Annotated in this window: 17 protein-coding genes; 14 read left to right on the top strand and 3 right to left on the bottom strand. The window is 39.3% G+C overall.

Annotated features, from left to right (window positions below; genetic code table 11):
* The first annotated feature begins 6 nt into the window (after positions 1-6).
* The 11 genes from QUF73_05590 (at position 7) to QUF73_05540 (ending at position 12,781) form a co-directional block, all read left to right on the top strand.
* A complete protein-coding gene (locus QUF73_05590) occupies positions 7-630 on the top strand; it encodes an urea carboxylase-associated family protein (protein ID MDM5225679.1) in 624 nt (207 codons plus the stop codon).
* Positions 630-1,802 carry a M20 family metallopeptidase gene (locus tag QUF73_05585; GenBank protein ID MDM5225678.1) on the top strand — a complete coding sequence of 391 codons (1,173 nt, stop codon included), beginning with the start codon at positions 630-632 and terminating at the stop codon, positions 1,800-1,802. The genes QUF73_05590 and QUF73_05585 overlap by 1 nt, the downstream gene beginning before the upstream one ends.
* Complete coding sequence (locus tag QUF73_05580) at positions 1,799-3,136, top strand: 5'-deoxyadenosine deaminase (GenBank protein ID MDM5225677.1); 1,338 nt, start codon at positions 1,799-1,801, stop codon at positions 3,134-3,136. The genes QUF73_05585 and QUF73_05580 overlap by 4 nt, the downstream gene beginning before the upstream one ends.
* 70 nt (positions 3,137-3,206) lie before the next feature.
* Positions 3,207-4,067: an N-acetyltransferase gene (locus QUF73_05575; GenBank protein MDM5225676.1), complete on the top strand. Its 861-nt coding sequence runs from the start codon at positions 3,207-3,209 to the stop codon at positions 4,065-4,067.
* 71 nt (positions 4,068-4,138) lie between these two features.
* On the top strand, positions 4,139-4,552 hold the full coding sequence (locus QUF73_05570) for a CoA-binding protein (GenBank protein ID MDM5225675.1): 414 nt from the start codon (positions 4,139-4,141) through the stop codon (positions 4,550-4,552).
* 315 nt (positions 4,553-4,867) lie between these two features.
* Entirely contained in the window at positions 4,868-6,850 is a 1,983-nt protein-coding gene (gene parE, locus QUF73_05565) for a DNA topoisomerase IV subunit B (GenBank protein MDM5225674.1), read from the top strand.
* Positions 6,847-9,297 (top strand): DNA topoisomerase IV subunit A, encoded by a 2,451-nt coding sequence (gene parC, locus QUF73_05560; protein MDM5225673.1) that lies wholly within the window; start codon positions 6,847-6,849, stop codon positions 9,295-9,297. The genes parE and parC overlap by 4 nt, the downstream gene beginning before the upstream one ends.
* 382 nt (positions 9,298-9,679) lie before the next feature.
* Positions 9,680-11,113 carry an alanine/glycine:cation symporter family protein gene (locus QUF73_05555; protein ID MDM5225672.1) on the top strand — a complete coding sequence of 478 codons (1,434 nt, stop codon included), beginning with the start codon at positions 9,680-9,682 and terminating at the stop codon, positions 11,111-11,113.
* Between the two features lie 109 nt (positions 11,114-11,222).
* Complete coding sequence (locus QUF73_05550; GenBank protein MDM5225671.1) at positions 11,223-11,984, top strand: hypothetical protein; 762 nt, start codon at positions 11,223-11,225, stop codon at positions 11,982-11,984.
* Between the two features lie 78 nt (positions 11,985-12,062).
* Positions 12,063-12,536 (top strand): staygreen family protein, encoded by a 474-nt coding sequence (locus QUF73_05545; GenBank protein ID MDM5225670.1) that lies wholly within the window; start codon positions 12,063-12,065, stop codon positions 12,534-12,536.
* 107 nt (positions 12,537-12,643) lie between these two features.
* A complete protein-coding gene (locus QUF73_05540; protein MDM5225669.1) occupies positions 12,644-12,781 on the top strand; it encodes a hypothetical protein in 138 nt (45 codons plus the stop codon).
* Between the two features lie 426 nt (positions 12,782-13,207).
* Here QUF73_05540 and QUF73_05535 read toward each other — a convergent pair whose 3' ends face one another.
* Both QUF73_05535 and QUF73_05530 read right to left on the bottom strand, forming a co-directional pair.
* A complete protein-coding gene (locus QUF73_05535; GenBank protein ID MDM5225668.1) occupies positions 13,208-13,534 on the bottom strand; it encodes a hypothetical protein in 327 nt (108 codons plus the stop codon).
* A gap of 50 nt (positions 13,535-13,584) precedes the next feature.
* Positions 13,585-13,908 (bottom strand): hypothetical protein, encoded by a 324-nt coding sequence (locus QUF73_05530; GenBank protein MDM5225667.1) that lies wholly within the window; start codon positions 13,906-13,908, stop codon positions 13,585-13,587.
* A gap of 1,249 nt (positions 13,909-15,157) precedes the next feature.
* On the opposite strand from QUF73_05530, the gene QUF73_05525 reads away from it, so the two are divergent.
* Positions 15,158-16,723, top strand: coding sequence for an alkaline phosphatase family protein (locus QUF73_05525; protein MDM5225666.1), 1,566 nt, complete (start codon positions 15,158-15,160; stop codon positions 16,721-16,723).
* A gap of 386 nt (positions 16,724-17,109) precedes the next feature.
* Positions 17,110-17,472, top strand: coding sequence for a hypothetical protein (locus QUF73_05520; protein MDM5225665.1), 363 nt, complete (start codon positions 17,110-17,112; stop codon positions 17,470-17,472).
* A 96-nt stretch (positions 17,473-17,568) separates the two neighbouring features.
* Here QUF73_05520 and QUF73_05515 read toward each other — a convergent pair whose 3' ends face one another.
* Positions 17,569-17,805: a hypothetical protein gene (locus tag QUF73_05515; GenBank protein MDM5225664.1), complete on the bottom strand. Its 237-nt coding sequence runs from the start codon at positions 17,803-17,805 to the stop codon at positions 17,569-17,571.
* 161 nt (positions 17,806-17,966) lie between these two features.
* Between QUF73_05515 and QUF73_05510 the strand changes: the two genes are divergently transcribed.
* Positions 17,967-18,599: a VTT domain-containing protein gene (locus QUF73_05510; protein MDM5225663.1), complete on the top strand. Its 633-nt coding sequence runs from the start codon at positions 17,967-17,969 to the stop codon at positions 18,597-18,599.
* Positions 18,600-18,679 lie beyond the last annotated feature (80 nt).

Raw genomic sequence — 18,679 nt, 5'->3', positions numbered from 1 at the left:
GATCAAATGAAAGAGGTTTTTAACAGGGGGAGGATCAGAGACGAAATTATTATCCCCCCTTATGAAGGAAGAAGCGCCCTGATTCACAAAGGAGAAGAGCTCATTATTATTGATATGGAAGGAAAACAGGTGGGGGATTTTGTCTGTTTTAACTATGAAGATCCCAATGAACATGTTTCACCTGTTCATATGCGTGCCTCATTAAGCAGCATTCGGCTTAAAACGGGAGATTGGCTTTACAGCAACCGCCGCCGCCCGCTGATGCAGCTAGTGGAAGACACTGTTGGAAAACATGATTTCTTCTTTCCTGCTTGTGATTATTACCGCTATAAAGTTGATTTTGGCAAGGAGAATCACCCCAATTGCCATGATAATATTGCGGCTGCCTTGAAAAAGTATAATATTCACCCTTCTGTCATTCCAGATCCCATCAATATATTTATGAATAATGTCCTTGATGATGCTGGTGATTATGTCATTAGCGAGCCTATGTCCAAGCCTGGTGATTATATAAGGCTGAAAGCATTGTGCGATGTTGTCATTGCCTGTACAACCTGTTCCCAGGACATGGCACCGGTTAATGGGTTTAAAGTGACCCCTATTAAAATGCAAATTGTGGAGGCGGATTAATGGATGACATTCAGTTTCTTCAGCAGCTGCTTCAAATCGACAGCTCTAATCCGCCCGGAAACGAACATTTAGTGACTGAAGCTTTTATTAACAGATGCAAACAAAATGGTCTGCCGTTTAAAGTGACAATACTTGATGAGACTCGAAGCAATTTTGAAGTTACGCTTCCGGGCAAAGGCGGTAAACAGCTAGTCTTATGCGGCCATATGGATACCGTTTCTCCTGGAATGGGAGAATGGATTTACTCTCCATTTTCAGGAGAAATCGCAGATGGACGCATATATGGCAGAGGAGCTTCTGATATGAAAAGCGGCCTTGCAGCGATGTTCCTGGCTTTGGAAGAGTTGTATCTAACGAGTACTGTACCCCCTGCTGGCGTAACTTTTTTGGCAACAGCCGGGGAGGAAGTCGACAGCTGCGGGGCAAGGGCTTTTTTAAAAGAAAATGACTGCAGAAAAATCGATGCACTTATCATTGCCGAACCGACAAATGAAAAAATTGTGATTGGCCATAAGGGAGCCCTATGGCTTGAAATAACAGCATATGGAAAAACCTCTCACGGTTCGATGCCGGAACAAGGAATAAATGCAGTAGATCACATGCTTAAAATAGTCCGGCTATTGGATGAATTGAAAATTGAATGGAAGACAGATAATAAGCCCCTCGGACAAAGCAGTCTGGCTGTTACCATGATTGAAGGAGGAGTGCAGACCAATGTCATCCCAGATAAATGCAGCATCAGAGCAGATATAAGAACCGTCCCTCCTCAATCCCACACCAGTTTTATAAACATGCTGAAATCCAAACTTGATCTGCTGATGGATCAGGGAGAAATTTATAAATACAGTGTTGAAACCATCCTGGACCGACCATCTATTTTAACGGATCCTGCTGAGGACATTATTCAAATAGCGCAAATTATCAAGGGCGAATCGCCAGCAAACCATTACGGGGTGTCCTACTATACAGATGGTGCCGTTCTTAATCCAAGGAGTGAAATTCCTACATTGATTTACGGGCCGGGAGACGAAAAGCTTGCCCATCAGCCAAATGAGTGGGTTAGTCTGGCGGCTTATCAGCGCTCCATTCAATTTTACAGGCAGCTTATCATGACATATGGAAAACTGGAGCCGTCAGAAGCAAGGCCAATGCGAGGGGGAGGAAGAAATTGAGCAGTATTCTGATAAAAAACGCTGAAATTATTACAATGAATACAGCTGAAGAAATCATTTTCGGTGATTTATATATTGTAGATGACCGCATTGCCGAAATTGGACAGAACTTAACACATAAAGCGGATAAAGTAATCGATGCCAGCGGAAAGACGATCATTCCGGGATTTATTCAGACACATATCCATCTGTGCCAGACATTATTCCGAGGGCAGGCTGATGATTTGGAGCTTCTTGATTGGCTAAAGCAGAAGATCTGGCCGCTGGAGGCTTCGCATGATGAAGAATCCATCTATTATTCTGCCATGCTGGGGATTGGTGAATTGCTGCAAAGCGGAACAACAACTGTGGTGGACATGGAAACGGTCAATCATACCGAATATGCATTTCAGGCCATTGACGAGAGCGGCATCAGGGCACTTGCCGGAAAGGTCATGATGGATAAGGGGGATGAAGTTCCAGTTCTATTAAGGGAAAATACCTTAAAGTCCATTCAGCAAAGTGTAGATCTGCTTGAAAAATGGCATAACCGCGATAATGGACGAATACAATATGCCTTCTGTCCCCGTTTTGTCGTTTCGTGCACAGAGAAATTGCTGACAAGTGTCAGGGACCTTTCTGCACAATACAATGTAAGAGTCCATACGCACGCATCGGAAAATGCCAATGAAATTCTGCTTGTTGAAAGAGAGTTTGGCATGCGGAATGTAGTCTACCTGGACAGTATTGGGCTTGCCAATGAAAGGCTGATTCTTGCGCATTGTGTTTGGCTTGATGAAGAAGAAAGAAGGATCATCAAAAAACGCGGTGTAAAGGTCAGCCATTGTCCGGGATCCAATTTAAAGCTGGCATCAGGTGTAGCAGAAATTCCTTCTTTATTGGATCAGCAGGCTTATGTCAGTCTGGGTGCTGATGGGGCTCCCTGCAATAACAATCTGGATATGTTCAATGAAATGAGACTGGCTGCAATTATTCAGAAGCCGGTGCATGGTCCAACAGCAATGAATGCGAGAAGCGTCTTCAGAATGGCGACGATCGGCGGAGCTAAAGCAGTTGGAATGGAACAGGAAATCGGCAGTCTGGAGCCAGGCAAGAAAGCAGACCTTGCCATCCTGAATCTGAATGACTTTCATGTGTATCCATCCTTTGAAATCGACACAATTAGCAGGATTGTCTATTCAGCGACTCGTGCAGACGTAGAAACAACCATTGTAAACGGGAAAATCGTCATGGAAAATAGGAAGCTGAAAACGGTTGATAAAGAAATGGTTCTAAGAGAAGCGAACATCAGCATAAAGAGGCTGCTTAAAAGATTAGAGACAGCCGTTTATTAATCCTCTAATCCGGCTGAAGGCAAATCAGCCTTTTTTTTTATGGTAAAATATAGTAAAGGGGTGTGGTGATGTGAAAGCCAGCATTTTGGATCATGAAAATCTAGTGCGGGCATCCGAGTTTATTGCAGGAATGAACTCTTTGCCCCAGTGTCATATAGGGTATTTGGGGACCAGTCAAAATGATATTCTTCATAGTCTGGAAGGAATGAATAGTGATGCCGAATCAGCTGCATTTATTGTCTGGAAGGATGGTGCGATTGCAGGTTTTCTGGGAGCAGATGCTGATCTTAATAAAGGGACAGCAGAATTATGGGGTCCTTTTGTTCAGGATTTTGAATTTATGAGACTTTTATGGGAAAAAGCACTTCATTACTTTGAAGGAAAGCTGCATTCTTACTTTCTGTTTGCGGATACAGTCAACCATACTGCTGCCGAGTTTGCTTCAAGAAACGGATTCAAGCTGCAATCTGCTCAGACATACATGGAACTGAAAGGAAATCCCAGTAATGATTTACAAGATGTCAGTTTTTTGCCGCCTCACTGCCATAGCGAGTTTATCCATTTGCATGATACCGTGTTTCCCCATACATATTATTCAGGAAAAGAGATTATCGGAAGATTGGATGATGATCACAAAGTTTATATATCTGGTGATGCGGATGGATTAAATGGCTATTTATATGCAGAATACAATCGTGAAGAAAAAGAAGGAAGCATTGAATTCATTGGTGTGAACTTCAGTAAACGCAAGAAGGAAATTGGACGGAAACTGCTTGACATGGCGGTTCATGACCTTTTTGTGAATGATGGAGCCGAAACCATTAAGCTTTGTGTGGGAACAACAAATGGGAAAGCCCTGTCTCTTTATAAAAAAGCAGGATTTAAAGTGAAAAGGGCATTGAGTTTTTATAAGCTGAATATTTGGGAATAAGAGCAATAAGTTAGTGTGCGATTACGATTTTAGGTAGAATATAATTAATCAGAAAAATTGGAGGGAACAAAATGACTATTGAAAATCCAAGCAGGGACGAAATCGGTGTACTATTAAAAAAGTCAAAGCGGATTGCGGTTGTGGGGTTAAGCGGAAATCCTGAACGCACATCCTATATGGTATCAGAGGCGATGCAAAAAGCCGGCTATGAAATCATCCCGGTTAATCCGGCTGTTGATGAGGTACTTGGTGTCAAGGCTGTAGCAAGTCTTAAAGAGATCGAGGGGCATGTAGATATCGTCAATGTATTCAGGCGCTCTGAGTTTCTTCCGGAAATTGCGCGGGAGTTTGCTGAAATGGATGCTGATATTTTCTGGGCTCAGCTTGGAGTGGCAAACCAGGAAGCATATGATTTTCTAAAAGAAAAAGGCTGCACTGTCATCATGGACCGCTGCATTAAAGTTGAACATGCACTAACGAAGTAAACTCAGCATGAGGTCTGCTTATGATCTCATGTTTTTTATTTTTTATAGAATCCCTATAAATAAAGGGTTTGTGTAAGGGAAATAATCAGGATAAATCTTTTAAATCCCAAGATCTTATTTGCCAAAACGAAATAAATAGATAAAATAAAGCATAGACCATCCTAAATTATATGGTAAAATATGAATACAGAACACCTGTTCTGTATGTGTAATATCAAAGGAAAATGGGCTTAAAAGCCGAATTCTCATACGGGTGTTCTTAGTGCCGAGATTTTGGCGGCAAGTGTTTTTGCAGGAAATGAAAGGGGTATGTTCGTGGCAAGAAATCAGGAAGCTTTTGACTACAATGATGATGCCATACAGGTACTCGAAGGGCTTGAAGCTGTTAGAAAACGCCCTGGGATGTACATTGGAAGTACGGATGCAAGGGGTTTGCACCATCTTGTATATGAGATTGTCGATAACGCTGTCGATGAAGCGCTGGCAGGTTACGGGGATCATATCATTGTCAGAATACATAAAGATAATTCAATTAGTGTTCAAGATAAAGGACGCGGTATGCCTACAGGTATGCACAGAATGGGCAAGCCGACTCCGGAAGTCATTTTGACTGTCCTTCATGCAGGGGGAAAGTTTGGCCAGGGAGGCTATAAGACAAGCGGCGGGCTGCATGGTGTTGGTGCATCCGTAGTCAACGCCCTCTCCGAGTGGCTTGTTGTTAAAATTAAACGTGATGGCTTTGTGTATGAACAGCGTTTCGAGCTGGGCGGAAAGCCGGTTACAACGCTTGAAAAGGTGGGCAAAACAAATCAATCAGGGACTACCATCCACTTTAAGCCAGATCCGTCGATTTTTTCGACTACCACGTATAATTACGAAACACTCTGCGAGCGGCTTCGTGAGTCTGCATTCCTTCTAAAAGGTATGAAAATAGAAATCATAGATGAACGCAATGACTTTCATGACGTTTTTCACTATGAAAATGGCATAGAAGCATTTGTTGAATACTTAAATGAAGAAAAGGATATTCTTCACCCTGTAGTAAGCTTTGAAGGCGAGAGCAATGGTATTGAAGTGGACTTTGCTTTTCAATTCAATGATGGATACTCAGAAAATGTCCTTTCATTCGTCAACAACGTCCGCACAAAAGATGGAGGTACGCATGAAGCTGGATCCAAAACAGCGATGACAAGGGCTTTTAATGAATATGCCCGAAAAGTGAATCTTCTGAAGGAGAAAGATAAAAACCTGGATGGAGCAGATCTGCGGGAAGGATTCACGGCTATCGTCTCTGTTCGTGTCCCGGAAGAGCTTTTACAGTTTGAGGGCCAGACGAAAGGCAAACTGGGGACCAGTGAAGCACGTTCGTCTGTTGATTCTGTTGTTTCCGAGCATTTGTCTTATTTCCTTGAAGAAAACCCTGAGACAAGCTCTCTGTTAATCAAAAAGGCGATTAAAGCTTTCCAGGCAAGGGAAGCTGCCCGCAAAGCACGTGAAGAAGCAAGGAGCGGGAAGAAGCGGAAAAAATCTGAAGCAATGCTTTCTGGAAAACTTACCCCAGCACAATCACGGAACCCGCAAAGAAACGAATTATATCTGGTTGAGGGCGATTCTGCCGGGGGGTCTGCCAAGCAGGGCAGGGACAGGCGCTTCCAGGCTGTACTCCCGCTTAGAGGTAAAGTAATCAACACAGAAAAAGCAAAGCTCCAGGATATCTTTAAAAATGAAGAAATCAATACAATTATCCATGCAGTCGGGGCAGGCGTTGGCGCAGATTTTAATCTGGACGACGTCAACTACGATAAAGTAATCATCATGACAGATGCCGATACGGATGGAGCGCATATCCAAGTGCTTTTGCTCACTTTCTTTTACAGGTATATGAAACCGCTGCTTGAAGCGGGCAAGGTATTTATTGCGCTGCCCCCCTTGTATAAAGTCAGTAAAGGTTCAGGCAAAAAAGAAGTGATTGAGTATGCATGGAGTGATGATGATCTTCAGGATACCATTAAAAAAGTAGGTAAGGGCTATATGCTCCAGCGCTATAAAGGGCTTGGAGAAATGAATGCCGATCAGCTCTGGGAGACGACTATGGATCCAGAGTCGCGCACACTGATCCGCGTAAAGATTGATGATGCAGCAAGAGCTGAACGCCGTGTGACCACATTGATGGGCGATAAGGTTGAACCTCGCCGCAAATGGATTGAATCCAATGTAGCGTTCGGACTTGAAGAAGATGGAAGCATACTTGAAAATGAGAATATTTCAGTACTAGAGGAGGATGGTGTTGAATCATGAGTTCTGCTGAAAAATTCCGGGACCTTCCTCTTGAAGATGTATTAGGCGACCGCTTTGGGCGTTATAGCAAATATATTATTCAGGATCGTGCGCTTCCCGATGCACGTGATGGGTTAAAGCCCGTTCAAAGACGGATCCTTTATGCCATGCATGTAGAAGGCAACACACACGAAAAGGGATTTAGAAAATCTGCTAAAACAGTCGGAAATGTAATCGGCAATTATCATCCGCATGGCGATACTTCTGTATATGACGCCATGGTTCGGATGAGCCAGGACTGGAAGGTTCGAAACCTTCTTGTTGAAATGCACGGTAATAATGGAAGCATCGATGGAGATCCTCCAGCAGCCATGCGTTATACAGAGGCGCGATTATCGGCCCTTTCTTCCGAATTGCTGAGAGATATTGAGAAAAGAACCGTTGAATTCATCCCAAACTTTGACGATACGTCCAATGAGCCAACCGTTTTGCCGGCTGTATATCCGAATTTGCTTGTCAATGGTTCAACAGGTATTTCAGCTGGTTATGCAACTGATATTCCGCCGCATCATTTAAATGAGATTATTGATGGTGTTATTTTACGGATGGATAAGCCCGACTGTTCTATCGATGATCTGATGGAGCATATTAAAGGGCCGGACTTCCCTACTGGAGGCATCATCCAGGGAATCGATGGAATTAAAAAAGCTTATGAAACAGGAAGAGGCAAAATCATTGTCCGCGGAAAGGCCGAATTCGAAGATTTGCGCGGAGGAAAAAAGCAAATTGTCGTTACTGAAATTCCTTATGAAGTGAATAAAGCAAATCTGGTAAAGAAGATTGATGAATTCCGCCTGGACCGAAAAGTCGAAGGAATTGCCGAAGTCCGTGATGAAACGGATCGGACGGGCCTTCGTATTGTGATAGAGTTAAAAAAGGATGCGGATCCTGAAGGCGTCCTTCATTATCTTTATAAAAACAGTGATTTGCAGATCCCTTATAACTTCAATATGGTTGCCATCCACAATCGTCACCCGAAATTAATGGGATTAAGAGAGCTGCTGGATGCTTATATCGGCCATCGTAAAGATGTTGTTACACGCAGATCTCAGTTTGAGCTGCAAAAGGCCGAGGCGCGTCAGCATATCGTTGAAGGCCTGATGAAGGCCCTTTCCATCCTGGATGAAGTGATTGCTGCGATCCGGGCTTCTAAAGATAAACGGGATGCAAAAGATAATCTGATTGCGAAGTTTGAGTTCACTGAACCTCAGGCTGAAGCAATTGTTTCCCTCCAGCTATATCGCTTAACCAATACAGACATTACTGCCTTAAGAGCAGAAGCTGAGGAGCTTGCTAAGCTGATCGGCGAGCTTAAAGCTATTTTAGAAAGTGAGAAGAAGCTATTCTCTGTTATAAAAAAAGAGCTAAGAGATGTCAAAAAACGTTTTGCCGATGAACGCCGGACCAGAATTGAAGCGGAGATCGAGGAAATCAAGATCAATCTTGAAGTTCTGGTAGCCAGTGAAGATGTTATTGTAACGGTAACAAAGGAAGGCTATGTCAAGCGCACAAGCCAAAGATCGTTTGCCGCCTCAAACGGACAGGATTTTGGCATGAAGGATTCAGACAGGCTGATTGCAAAGCTTGATATGAATACGACCGATGTTCTCCTTGTATTTACGAATAAAGGAAACTATTTATACTGTCCAGTACATCAGCTGCCGGATATCCGCTGGAAAGACCTTGGACAGCATATTGCCAATATCATACCGATCGACCGGAATGAATCAATAGTCCGGGCTATTCCAGTTAAAGATTTTGAAACAGAAGAATACCTGCTCTTTATGACGAAAAATGGAATGGTAAAGAAAACGGAGCTAAAAGCTTATAAGGCCCAAAGGTATTCTAAGCCGCTTGTTGCAGTTAATGTAAAAGGCGATGATGAAGTTGTCGACGTTTATTTAACAGATGGCACCAAGGAAATATTCCTTGCCACCCATCAGGGATTCGGCCTCTGGTTCCATGAAGAGGAAGTAAGTATTGTTGGTGCCCGGGCTGCCGGTGTTAAAGGCATTAACCTGAAAGACGGCGATTTTGTTGCAGGTGCTCAGCTTATTGAGGATCAGAAAGAGCAGGCTGTCGTGATTGTTACACAGCGAGGTTCCATTAAAAAAATGAAGCTGAGCGAATTTGAACGGACTTCCCGTGCCAAGCGCGGTGTAGTGATGCTTCGTGAATTGAAATCAAACCCTCATCGTATTGTTGGGTGTGTGATTGTTCGCTGCAAAGATGATTTATACATTGAAAGTGAAAAAGGCCATATAGAAGCAGTTAATGCTTCATCCATCCGCTTTAATGACAGATATTCCAATGGATCTTTCATCATTGACGAATCCGAAAGCGGCAAAGCAAAATGCATCTGGAAGGCTGAAGTCCAGGAAGAAGATGACAGCCAGGTGACTGAATAAGATTATAAAACCCCTGTGAATGCAGGGGTTTTTTGTCTGCTTAGAATTATGTTTAAGGGATAGCAGATCATGCTTTTAATGGCTCTCGATTTTTTTTAGAGGGACTGGATCGAAAAAGGTCTCACAAATAATAATTCGGAAAAATATTATTCTTTTGAAAGTTAAAGTGTATAAAAAATTTATTCAAACCACAATGAAAACGATTAAAAGTATTTGGCTGCGATTGGAACAACCGATTATTTTTCGCTTAATATCAAGGTTTTTAATGATTATTATCGAGAGGGAATGAATATTCGACTTGTCTATTAAAAATTCTTTTGATAGATTATAAGGAGTGTGTTGTTTTTGTGAAATAACAATAGAATGGATTAGGGGGAATAGTATGGGTTTATTGGAATCAATCGTAGGCTTTCTGAATGATCTTTTATGGACTTACATTTTGATTGCCGCATTAATCATTTTAGGATTATATTTCAGCTTTAAAAGCCGGTTTGTCCAATTAAGATATTTTGGTGAAATGTTCAGAATATTAGGCGATAAAGCGATGATATCTGCAGAAGGAAAGAGAGGGATATCATCATTTCAGGCTTTTACTATTAGTGCAGCTTCCCGTGTAGGTACTGGTAACATAGCCGGTGTAGCAACTGCCATAGCTGCAGGTGGACCTGGTGCAGTTTTCTGGATGTGGCTTATTGCATTCATTGGCGGGGCTTCCAGCTTCATTGAAAGTACTCTGGCTCAGATTTATAAAGTGAAAGATAAGGATGGTTTCCGCGGAGGCCCGGCCTACTATATGGAAAAAGGGCTAAATAAACGCTGGATGGGAATAATTTTTGCAATCATTATTACATTCTGTTTTGGTCTGGTTTTTAACTCTGTTCAATCAAACACCATCTCTTTAGCTTTTAATGAAGCGTTTGGTGCGAGCCGTCTAACCATCGGACTTGTGCTTGCGGCATTAACAGCGATCATCATTTTCGGCGGTGTTAAACGAATTGCATATGTATCTCAAGTCGTTGTGCCGATTATGGCGGTTATATACTTGGGTGTTGCCATTGTAATTGTCATGATGAACATTACAGAAATCCCTAATCTGATTGGCAGTATAATTAAAGGAGCTTTCGGGCTGGATCAGGCTGCTGGCGGAGCAATGGGTGCTGCAGTGATGATGGGGATTAAAAGGGGTCTCTTCTCAAACGAAGCAGGAATGGGAAGCGTGCCAAATGCGGCTGCTACAGCTTCAGTATCCCATCCTGTAAAACAAGGATTGATTCAAACCCTTGGGGTATTTGTAGATACGATATTAATCTGTTCTGCTACAGCCTTTATTATTCTGCTATCAGGTGAATATGCTAATTCTGACCTTACTGGCATTGAATTGACACAGGCAGCTCTTAGCACACATGTTGGGTCATGGGCACCAATATTTATAGCTGTTGCTATTTTCTTATTTGCGTTCACATCTGTTATCGGAAATTATTATTATGGTGAAACAAATATTGAATTTATTAAAGAAAGCAGCACTGCGTTATTTATTTATCGCATTGCCGTACTGGGAATGGTTATTTTCGGATCTGTAGTTGATTTAGCGATTGTTTGGAGCCTCGCCGATTTATTCATGGGCATAATGGCCATCATTAACTTTATTGCAATTGTATTGCTCGCTAAAATTGCCTTTGCAGCTCTGAAGGACTATAAGGCACAGAGAAAAGAAGGAAAAGATCCTGTGTTTTATGCTGACTCTATTCCAGGCCTAAAAGGGATTGAATCATGGGAAACCAAGGAAAATGCATTAAAGAAGAAGGCAGTTAAATAATTTATTTCTGCAAAACCTCTTATCCTTAGGGTAGGAGGTTTTTTTATGTATTTTTACATGTTATTTCCATATACGGGCAAGCTAGTAAAAAAGCAGGGAGGATACGTAAATGAAAAAAGAATTGCTTTTTGCGTTTGCGGCTTTCTTTTTTATGTCTCTATCCGCCATAACAGGTGTATATGCTGGTGAGGAAGAACAAAAAGCTGTAGCGGTGTCAAAAGATAAAGTGGATGTAACCGGTGATAATAAGCCGGATACCGTCTATCTTAAAGGTGTTTATTATGAGGAAGGCGCATCATTTTTAAAGGAAATATCACTCGAAATCAAGGCTTCAGACGGTAATACATATAAAGCGGAGCTTGCAGGAGGCTATGAACCTCAAATACAGTTTGAGGATTTAAATCATGATTCCATTAAAGATATGTTTATAAGTATTCCAACAGGGGGAAGCGGCGGCCTGTCGAATTTTTATTTATATACCTTAAAGGACTTTACGTTGACAGACCTGACTGTTCCAGATCCTTTAGTGATCAATAGCCAATTTGAAAATGGCTACAAAGCCAATATTAGCATTCAGGACACCAAACAATCATATACATTTGATTTAAGGGACCGGAGCGAGGAATATGAACGGCTTGGTCTGTATTTAAACGGAAAACTAAGTGAACCCTCCGAACTAATGGTAAATCCTTATAGCACGCTGAAGATTGTCCCTGTTGAAGGGCGAAATGGATTATTGGGAGTTCAGAGAATAAGCGGTGCTTATAATGCAGATACAATCGCATTTGTAGAATCTTTCTGGCTGTATGAAGAAGGGAAATGGATGTTAAAAGACACCAAAGTAATGAAAATGAATTCCCGCAAGCGATAAAGAAATGGGCATTTGTCACGTTTCTTTCAGCGCCCCATATACTGGACATAAGGAAATTTGTATATGGGGGCGCTTATTATGAGTAATTTTAATCCATCTAAGCTGTCGGTTAAATATTTGCCTCCTGCGACGGAATTCAGACCCGTAGACAGCAGGAAATATACGCTTACACACTCAGATGCAACAGGAGAATTATTTTTGGCGATAGGCGGATGCTATGATTTTAAAGCAGTCAATCCTAAGTTCCGTGATGAAGTATTTGCTGAATGGATTCCCCAAATGGGGCAGTATGTACTGAGCGGAAGGGTGTATATCAGCGGCGGAGAATTCGATCAGCAATACGCAAAAATAAGGTTTCTTATCTTCCAAAAAGAATTGGATTTGGCGCTGACAGCGATGGTTTATGGAGACAGATCTTTTTATACCAATTATCCCTGGCTGCTTGATTCGCCAATCTTTATATATTTTGAATCCGTTTACCCGGAGTTCAGCAAACTGCTTTATTACGGGACTCCGAGAAAATATTTAAGTGCAGCATTGCAGCCGGTATGAAATCGACATCCAGGAACGTATGTTCGTTTTATGAAAAATGGCTCAAAACACAGCAATGAATCTTAAAAGAAGCTGTATATAATCATATAAGCAAAGGAGCGATTATAATGAAGAAAGAACAGGAGAAAGCAATTGGATTAAGCTATGAATCGGATGGAAAGATGGGAGAAAAAACCAAAAACAATAATAAGGATAATAAAGAACAAGATGATATGTTTTTTAATACTACACAAGATAGTGAATAAATTAATGGATTTTGAACAAATGGTTGTATATAAAGATGTTATGTAAACTAGGTACAAAAAGTTTCAGGTAAGAGGGATTGTGGAATATCTGCGAAATATCGATTTATTTAAGCATTAACAGGACCATCGGAATATTTAACCATAGCTTAAGCAGAATCGAATTAGTCAATAATAATTAAACTGAAAATGATTCGTACAAAATTTCTTGGTTTGCAGATTAAATCATTTGCGTGATATTAGACTGTAAATTTTCTTGTTGTCTCAATATCTTAAGTATACTTTGATAATGAGACAACAATTTCTTTATATCTTATTACTTCCTATAATATATATTATGTTAACTAGAAAAAATCTTTAATGTACGTTACCTCCCTGTTGTCCAATGGGCCCAGTATGTAATAGAGCAGCGTCAAAAAAGAACCTGCTCTATATTCTTTTTGTATTGTACATTCGTACTGCAGAAGTATCATTAATATCATTGCCGTAGTAGCTGCCCATTTTTTCTTTTGTTAACTCTTCCAGTTTTTTGGTTGCTTTTCGAAATTCCAAATCTGACAATTGCCCCGTAGCGTATAGCGAGCATAATATAGCAAATCCTATTGCAGTTGTATCAACTTTCACTTCTATATTCATATCAACATCCGAATTTCCGCTATGACCAACAGAATTTCTGATTTCATTGTCAGTTTTTATTATACTTTTATCATTAATAAATCCGTACTTTTCCAGCCTGTCTTTTCTTGTATTCTTCATTTTTATCACCTTCCTATTAATAGGTGGGATATAGAATATCCCACCACTCCTTAAAAGTCTACTTCAACATCAGTATTCTGATCTTGATCTTGATCATTTTCCTGATCCTGGTCAGCTCTTACACGCGCATTACTCCTGCTGTTCAAGCGAATATCTACCCTGGAATTTCCGGAGTTCATGATTTTTGCACGTGCTATATTAGTATTCTTATCAGTATTTCGAACATCTGCTTCTGCATCTGCATCTGCATCAGCTCTATTATTTACATCGTTCTCGATGTCGTTATCTACATTGACATCACTGTTACCGTTGTTCCTGCAAGAACCTCTATAGTAACTTTGGTTTCCAAATCTGTCTTGCTTTCTTCTGCTCATTTCGTTCCCTCCCTTCGGTTTCATAATTTCAATTTATTCATTATTGTACATGGTGTATAGACTTTTTGCCGAGTGTAATCGCCCTTTTTAGACTGAGGTACTGTTTCATTAATTATAATTTCCAAGACTGTGCCAGCATTATTATTAGGCACGGTGATTTAACTGTAAGGTAAGAGCGAATTTAATTGTACTCCGTTTAAGGAATTGGCTTAAACAGGGTCAAGTTTTATCGAGTGTATGGATATGATAATAAACATGGCTGTCAGTATTCTGTTGGTGGATACAGACAGCCAATGTGGATGGCTATGTTCAATATGAGACTCTAATAAGCCCCTTTCAATGAGAGGGGCTTATATGCTTTCTTCAGTTATTTCTTTTACTGCAGCATCATTTAAATAGGCACTATTACCAATATTTCTAGCAATAAATTTTTCTTTTAGCCTTTTAATAATCTTGTACCCTATAACAAAAAGACACACTATTTTATATGCATGTCTCATTTTCACTCATAACTGAGCATATATAACTCTTTTTTCTTGCAAAATACAGGCAACATAAGTTTGTTACTTGAGGTTATTAAATCTTCATATTTAATGAGTATTAATCATAAATAATATTCGCTGTTATTTTATGATGCATTTCATAAAGTATATTTTTGTCCATAATCAATACATTAATTACAAAAAAATAAGCATACTGATAGTAAAGTTTCTGCTGGTATAATAAGCAAAAATTTGGAGTTAAGTTAGGGAATGATGAAAAAGAGGATTTGATAAATATCACTATTATGATTATCTGCTAAAAGATTATATTTCTAATTGGCTGCAGCGTTAAGCAGTAACTTTTCCTGGCTTCAAAATTTCTATCTAATTGCACCAATTTGCTCTTTTGATTGATTTATGGGAATGAAATATGGTGTGATGGCTGGTCTAAAAATTAATTAACCTTGCGGCCCTCTCCTCTATTACTTCCTTTTTTGACTCATTATAACTTCAAGCATTATTTCACTGCCTTTTGAAAAGGAATAAAGAAAATAATAGATAATAAAATCCTATTTAAAAATACACTTATTAAAAGTGTATTAGGACAATTGATCACTAATAATTCTCTTTAGTTGATCTAAATTCATTGCAGGTCATCATAAATCCCCTTTTTTTGTATAGCAATCGGGAATTCGAATGATGCCGCCATATTTTTTTACTTGCATAAAGTTAATATAAACTATATTTCAAAGCGTAGGTGAAAGTTGTTGTTTCGTTTGCTTCCTTGTATAGTTATTTCTATTCTTTTAATTGGTTGCGCCAGCACTAGTAATAATTCAAATGAACAGGATAAGAAAGCAACTGCTATTCAAACAGAGAGTCAGTCTTCACCTAAAGTTATACTTCTTGTTATTGATTCGATGATGGATGAGCCGTTAAAAAAAGCTATCCAAGAGAAGAAAGCTCCTGCTTTGGCCTTCTTTTTAAAACACGGACAATATAGTAAAGATTTAGTAAGTTCCTATCCAACCATGTCGGTTACAATCGACAGTTCTTTAATAACTGGTGCATACCCGGATAAGAGTAAGATTCCAGGACTTGTTTGGTTTAACAATGATAAGAAGCGAATCATCACTTATGGAAATGGTTTTTTTGAAATCATGAAGATTGGGGTTTCCCAATTTGCTGAAAGTATCATGCATCAATATAATAATGTAGACCTCAGTCCAAATGTAAGCACCATCCATGAGGATCTCGACACGATTAAAAAGGAATCAGCATCCATTAACGCATTTATTTATCGGGGAAATTATCATCATACCCTTAATGTACCAAAGGTAATAACAAAAGTGAGTAATTTACCTGAGAAATATGAAACCGCTGGGCCAAAAATGCTGTCTTTAGGTACATTTATTCACCAGGACAAAAAGAATAATCATATTGTGAATCGTTTAGGACTTAATGATGCCTTCGCGGTTCAAGAATTAAAATATCTTTTGGAAAAAAATATTATTCCTGATTTTACAATCCTGTATATTTCAGGAAATGACTTCACTGTACACAGGAAAGGGCCAAATACTATAAAAGGAATTGAAAAACTTGATAAGTATCTTCAGGAGGTCTTGAATATTTTTCCGAAATGGGAAGATGCCCTTAACAATTATATTTGGGTTATCATTGGAGACAGTAATCAGTCACCTGTCATTGAACCGAAAAAAGAAGCTTTAATCGATTTAAAAGAAATCCTTTCTAAAAATAGAATTTTAAAGCTTGGTAAACCTCCTGCAAAAAACGATGAAATTGTCATTACTGCAAATGAACGTATGGCATATGTCTATAAAATTAACGAACGTGTTACATTAGAAAATATTGCCAAAAAATTGAAAACAGATCACCGGATTGCCTGGATTGCCTGGAAGGAAAAAGAAATAATCCATGTGATATCCGGAGATCATGAGGAATCCTTTAATTTTAATTCAGGCGGAACCTATCGTGATATTTATAATCAAGCCTGGTCTATAAAAGGAAATACCTCCATTCTCGATTTAACCTTAAAGAACAAGAATATTCATTATGGGGATTATCCTGATGGATTAGCAAGGTTATATGGAGCTATACATTCTCAGGAAGGTGAATTTCTTGTTGTTGACGCAAAACCCGGATATGAATTCATTGGAGAAAGTTCACCTGAACATTCCGGCGGCGGCGCCCATGGCTCCATGCATAAAGATGATTCACTAGTCCCCATCATTGTTACAGGAGCCGATAAAAGTATCGATCAGCTGCGGATTGTGGATTTGAAAAAATGGATACTGGATTTTTGGAATTATTGAAAAAACATAAACCTTCGCTCAGCAAATACCTGAGCGAAGGTTTATGTTTTGTTATAAATCACCAGCTATTATAGTCCTAGGTTTTTCCAATAATTCAGCATGGTTTTAGGATTGCATTTTTGCTGACATATTCTTATAAAAATGATTCATTAACCTCCAAGAATTCCGCCGTTTTATAAGCTGTTTGCGGATCAGCCCTTTCCAAGCAAGTACGCAATTGCCGCAGCTTCCGTCATAGCATGGGAAAATGAAGTGAATTTTACTGATTTAACATTATCTTTGAATATAGATTCTTCCAAAAAGGGCTTAATTTACCGGTATGTCCAAGCAATTTTTTTAAACCGACATATTTTAGAATTAGATAAATGGAAAGGAGGATGATAGATATGTTAAAAAATAAAAAAGACTGGTGTGACAGCTGCCCAGATAACCAAGAGGAAACATTAACTTTCAAAAATTGTTCCCCAGTAACAGGTTCAGATAATCCTGCTAATCCGAACACAATTTTATTCATAGATGATGAGATTACTGCTGTAGTTGCTTTTTCCCTTGAAAATAATGGGGATAATAACATCCTATTAACTGTAAACTTCAGTGATGGCAGTATGGCTTTCCAAACTACTGTAGAAGATGGTTCTTCGTTTTTTGGCGCTTTCCCTAATGTTGCATCAATCACAATTCAAAATAATGCCGGATTACCAATAAGTGGTTGTTTCAAATACGAAGTCACTTATACTTTCGACATATAAGTAAGAAAATGCCCGGCTGTTGGACAATCGTCCTTCAGCCGGGTTTTCTTTATTTTAAATCAAATCTATCTGACCTCGGCTTTGTTCCTTTTCTTGTCAAAACTTTTCATTGACCTCCCAAGATTCCACCGTTTTATAAGCCGTTTGCGGATCATAACCTTTTCCAAGCAAGTAGGCAATTGCTGCAACTTCCGTCATAGCATGGGAAACTGAAGTAAATTTTGCTTCTGATAAGCCATAATTAACAAATGGTTTTACCATCATTAAGGTCTCGTTTTTTATATCTCTGTACGGAATATAATACCCATAATTCATATTTTGATAATAGTGCATTTGTTTAACTGCCTCCCCATTTTTTACTTGATGTTATTTTATGATTGGTTTCAAAAAATGTTTTTGTCCAGGTGAATACATTTCTTTACAAAAAATAAGCATACTGAAATTAAGACAGACGGGAATGGATAAATTAGGGATATAATTAAGGAGCAAATTTGATGCGCAGATGGTGGATTGTAATAGCCTATGTTATTTTATTGATAATTGGAATTACCAATAAAGAATATTTATTAGAATGGCTGCGAACCAGTGACCCATCATGGCTTCCTGCGATGTTTTTATTTTCTGTTCTGATTGCATCTATACCATTCTTGCCATTTACTCTATTTGCAGGATTAATGGGAGTGAAATTTGGTGCTATGGTTGGTCTGCTGATAAATTGGTTTGGCATTCTTTTTACTTCGTTACTTTACTTTTTTTTATCAAGATACTATTTCAGGAATTATTTTACTGCCTACTTGGGAAAGTATAAAGCAATTAATAAATTTCAGTACCTGTTTGAAAAAAATGCATTTATGGCTATTTTGTTTGGGCGAATGATTGTTATTATCCCTCCACAGGTGTTTAATATCTATTGTGGAATAGCAGATATTCCATTTAGGCATTTTTTTATAGCTACTGCAATAGGAATGCTGCCTCCTATGTTTATGCTTGCATACAGCGGGGAGCAATTGTTTTTATCACTTCATAATTTATTGCTGGGAGTGTTCTGGTACCTTCTATTTCTACTCTGTCTGTTTTTATGTTATAAATTATGGTCCAATAACAAGCTAGAGCAATCAAAAAAATGATCTGCTCCAATGCTTTTTCGACATCTGAACATGTTATTGAAATGGGATGACAGCATAAAAAAGCCCACAAAATACGTGGG

This window comes from Cytobacillus sp. NJ13 (genome assembly GCA_030348385.1).
Taxonomy (GTDB): domain Bacteria; phylum Bacillota; class Bacilli; order Bacillales; family Cytobacillaceae; genus Cytobacillus.
This window is presented reverse-complemented; position numbering and strand designations above follow the sequence as displayed.

Excerpts from the sequence above, each read along its gene's own strand:
- QUF73_05590 (MDM5225679.1), top strand. The coding sequence starts at position 7 with ATGAAAGAGGTTTTTAACAGGGGGAGGATCAGAGACGAAATTATTATC.
- QUF73_05585 (MDM5225678.1), top strand. The coding sequence starts at position 630 with ATGGATGACATTCAGTTTCTTCAGCAGCTGCTTCAAATCGACAGCTCT.
- QUF73_05570 (MDM5225675.1), top strand. The coding sequence starts at position 4,139 with ATGACTATTGAAAATCCAAGCAGGGACGAAATCGGTGTACTATTAAAA.
- parC (MDM5225673.1), top strand. The coding sequence starts at position 6,847 with ATGAGTTCTGCTGAAAAATTCCGGGACCTTCCTCTTGAAGATGTATTA.
- QUF73_05555 (MDM5225672.1), top strand. The coding sequence starts at position 9,680 with ATGGGTTTATTGGAATCAATCGTAGGCTTTCTGAATGATCTTTTATGG.
- QUF73_05550 (MDM5225671.1), top strand. The coding sequence starts at position 11,223 with ATGAAAAAAGAATTGCTTTTTGCGTTTGCGGCTTTCTTTTTTATGTCT.
- QUF73_05545 (MDM5225670.1), top strand. The coding sequence starts at position 12,063 with ATGAGTAATTTTAATCCATCTAAGCTGTCGGTTAAATATTTGCCTCCT.
- QUF73_05540 (MDM5225669.1), top strand. The coding sequence starts at position 12,644 with ATGAAGAAAGAACAGGAGAAAGCAATTGGATTAAGCTATGAATCGGAT.
- QUF73_05535 (MDM5225668.1), bottom strand. The coding sequence starts at position 13,534 with ATGAAGAATACAAGAAAAGACAGGCTGGAAAAGTACGGATTTATTAAT.
- QUF73_05530 (MDM5225667.1), bottom strand. The coding sequence starts at position 13,908 with ATGAGCAGAAGAAAGCAAGACAGATTTGGAAACCAAAGTTACTATAGA.
- QUF73_05520 (MDM5225665.1), top strand. The coding sequence starts at position 17,110 with ATGTTAAAAAATAAAAAAGACTGGTGTGACAGCTGCCCAGATAACCAA.
- QUF73_05515 (MDM5225664.1), bottom strand. The coding sequence starts at position 17,805 with ATGCACTATTATCAAAATATGAATTATGGGTATTATATTCCGTACAGA.
- QUF73_05510 (MDM5225663.1), top strand. The coding sequence starts at position 17,967 with ATGCGCAGATGGTGGATTGTAATAGCCTATGTTATTTTATTGATAATT.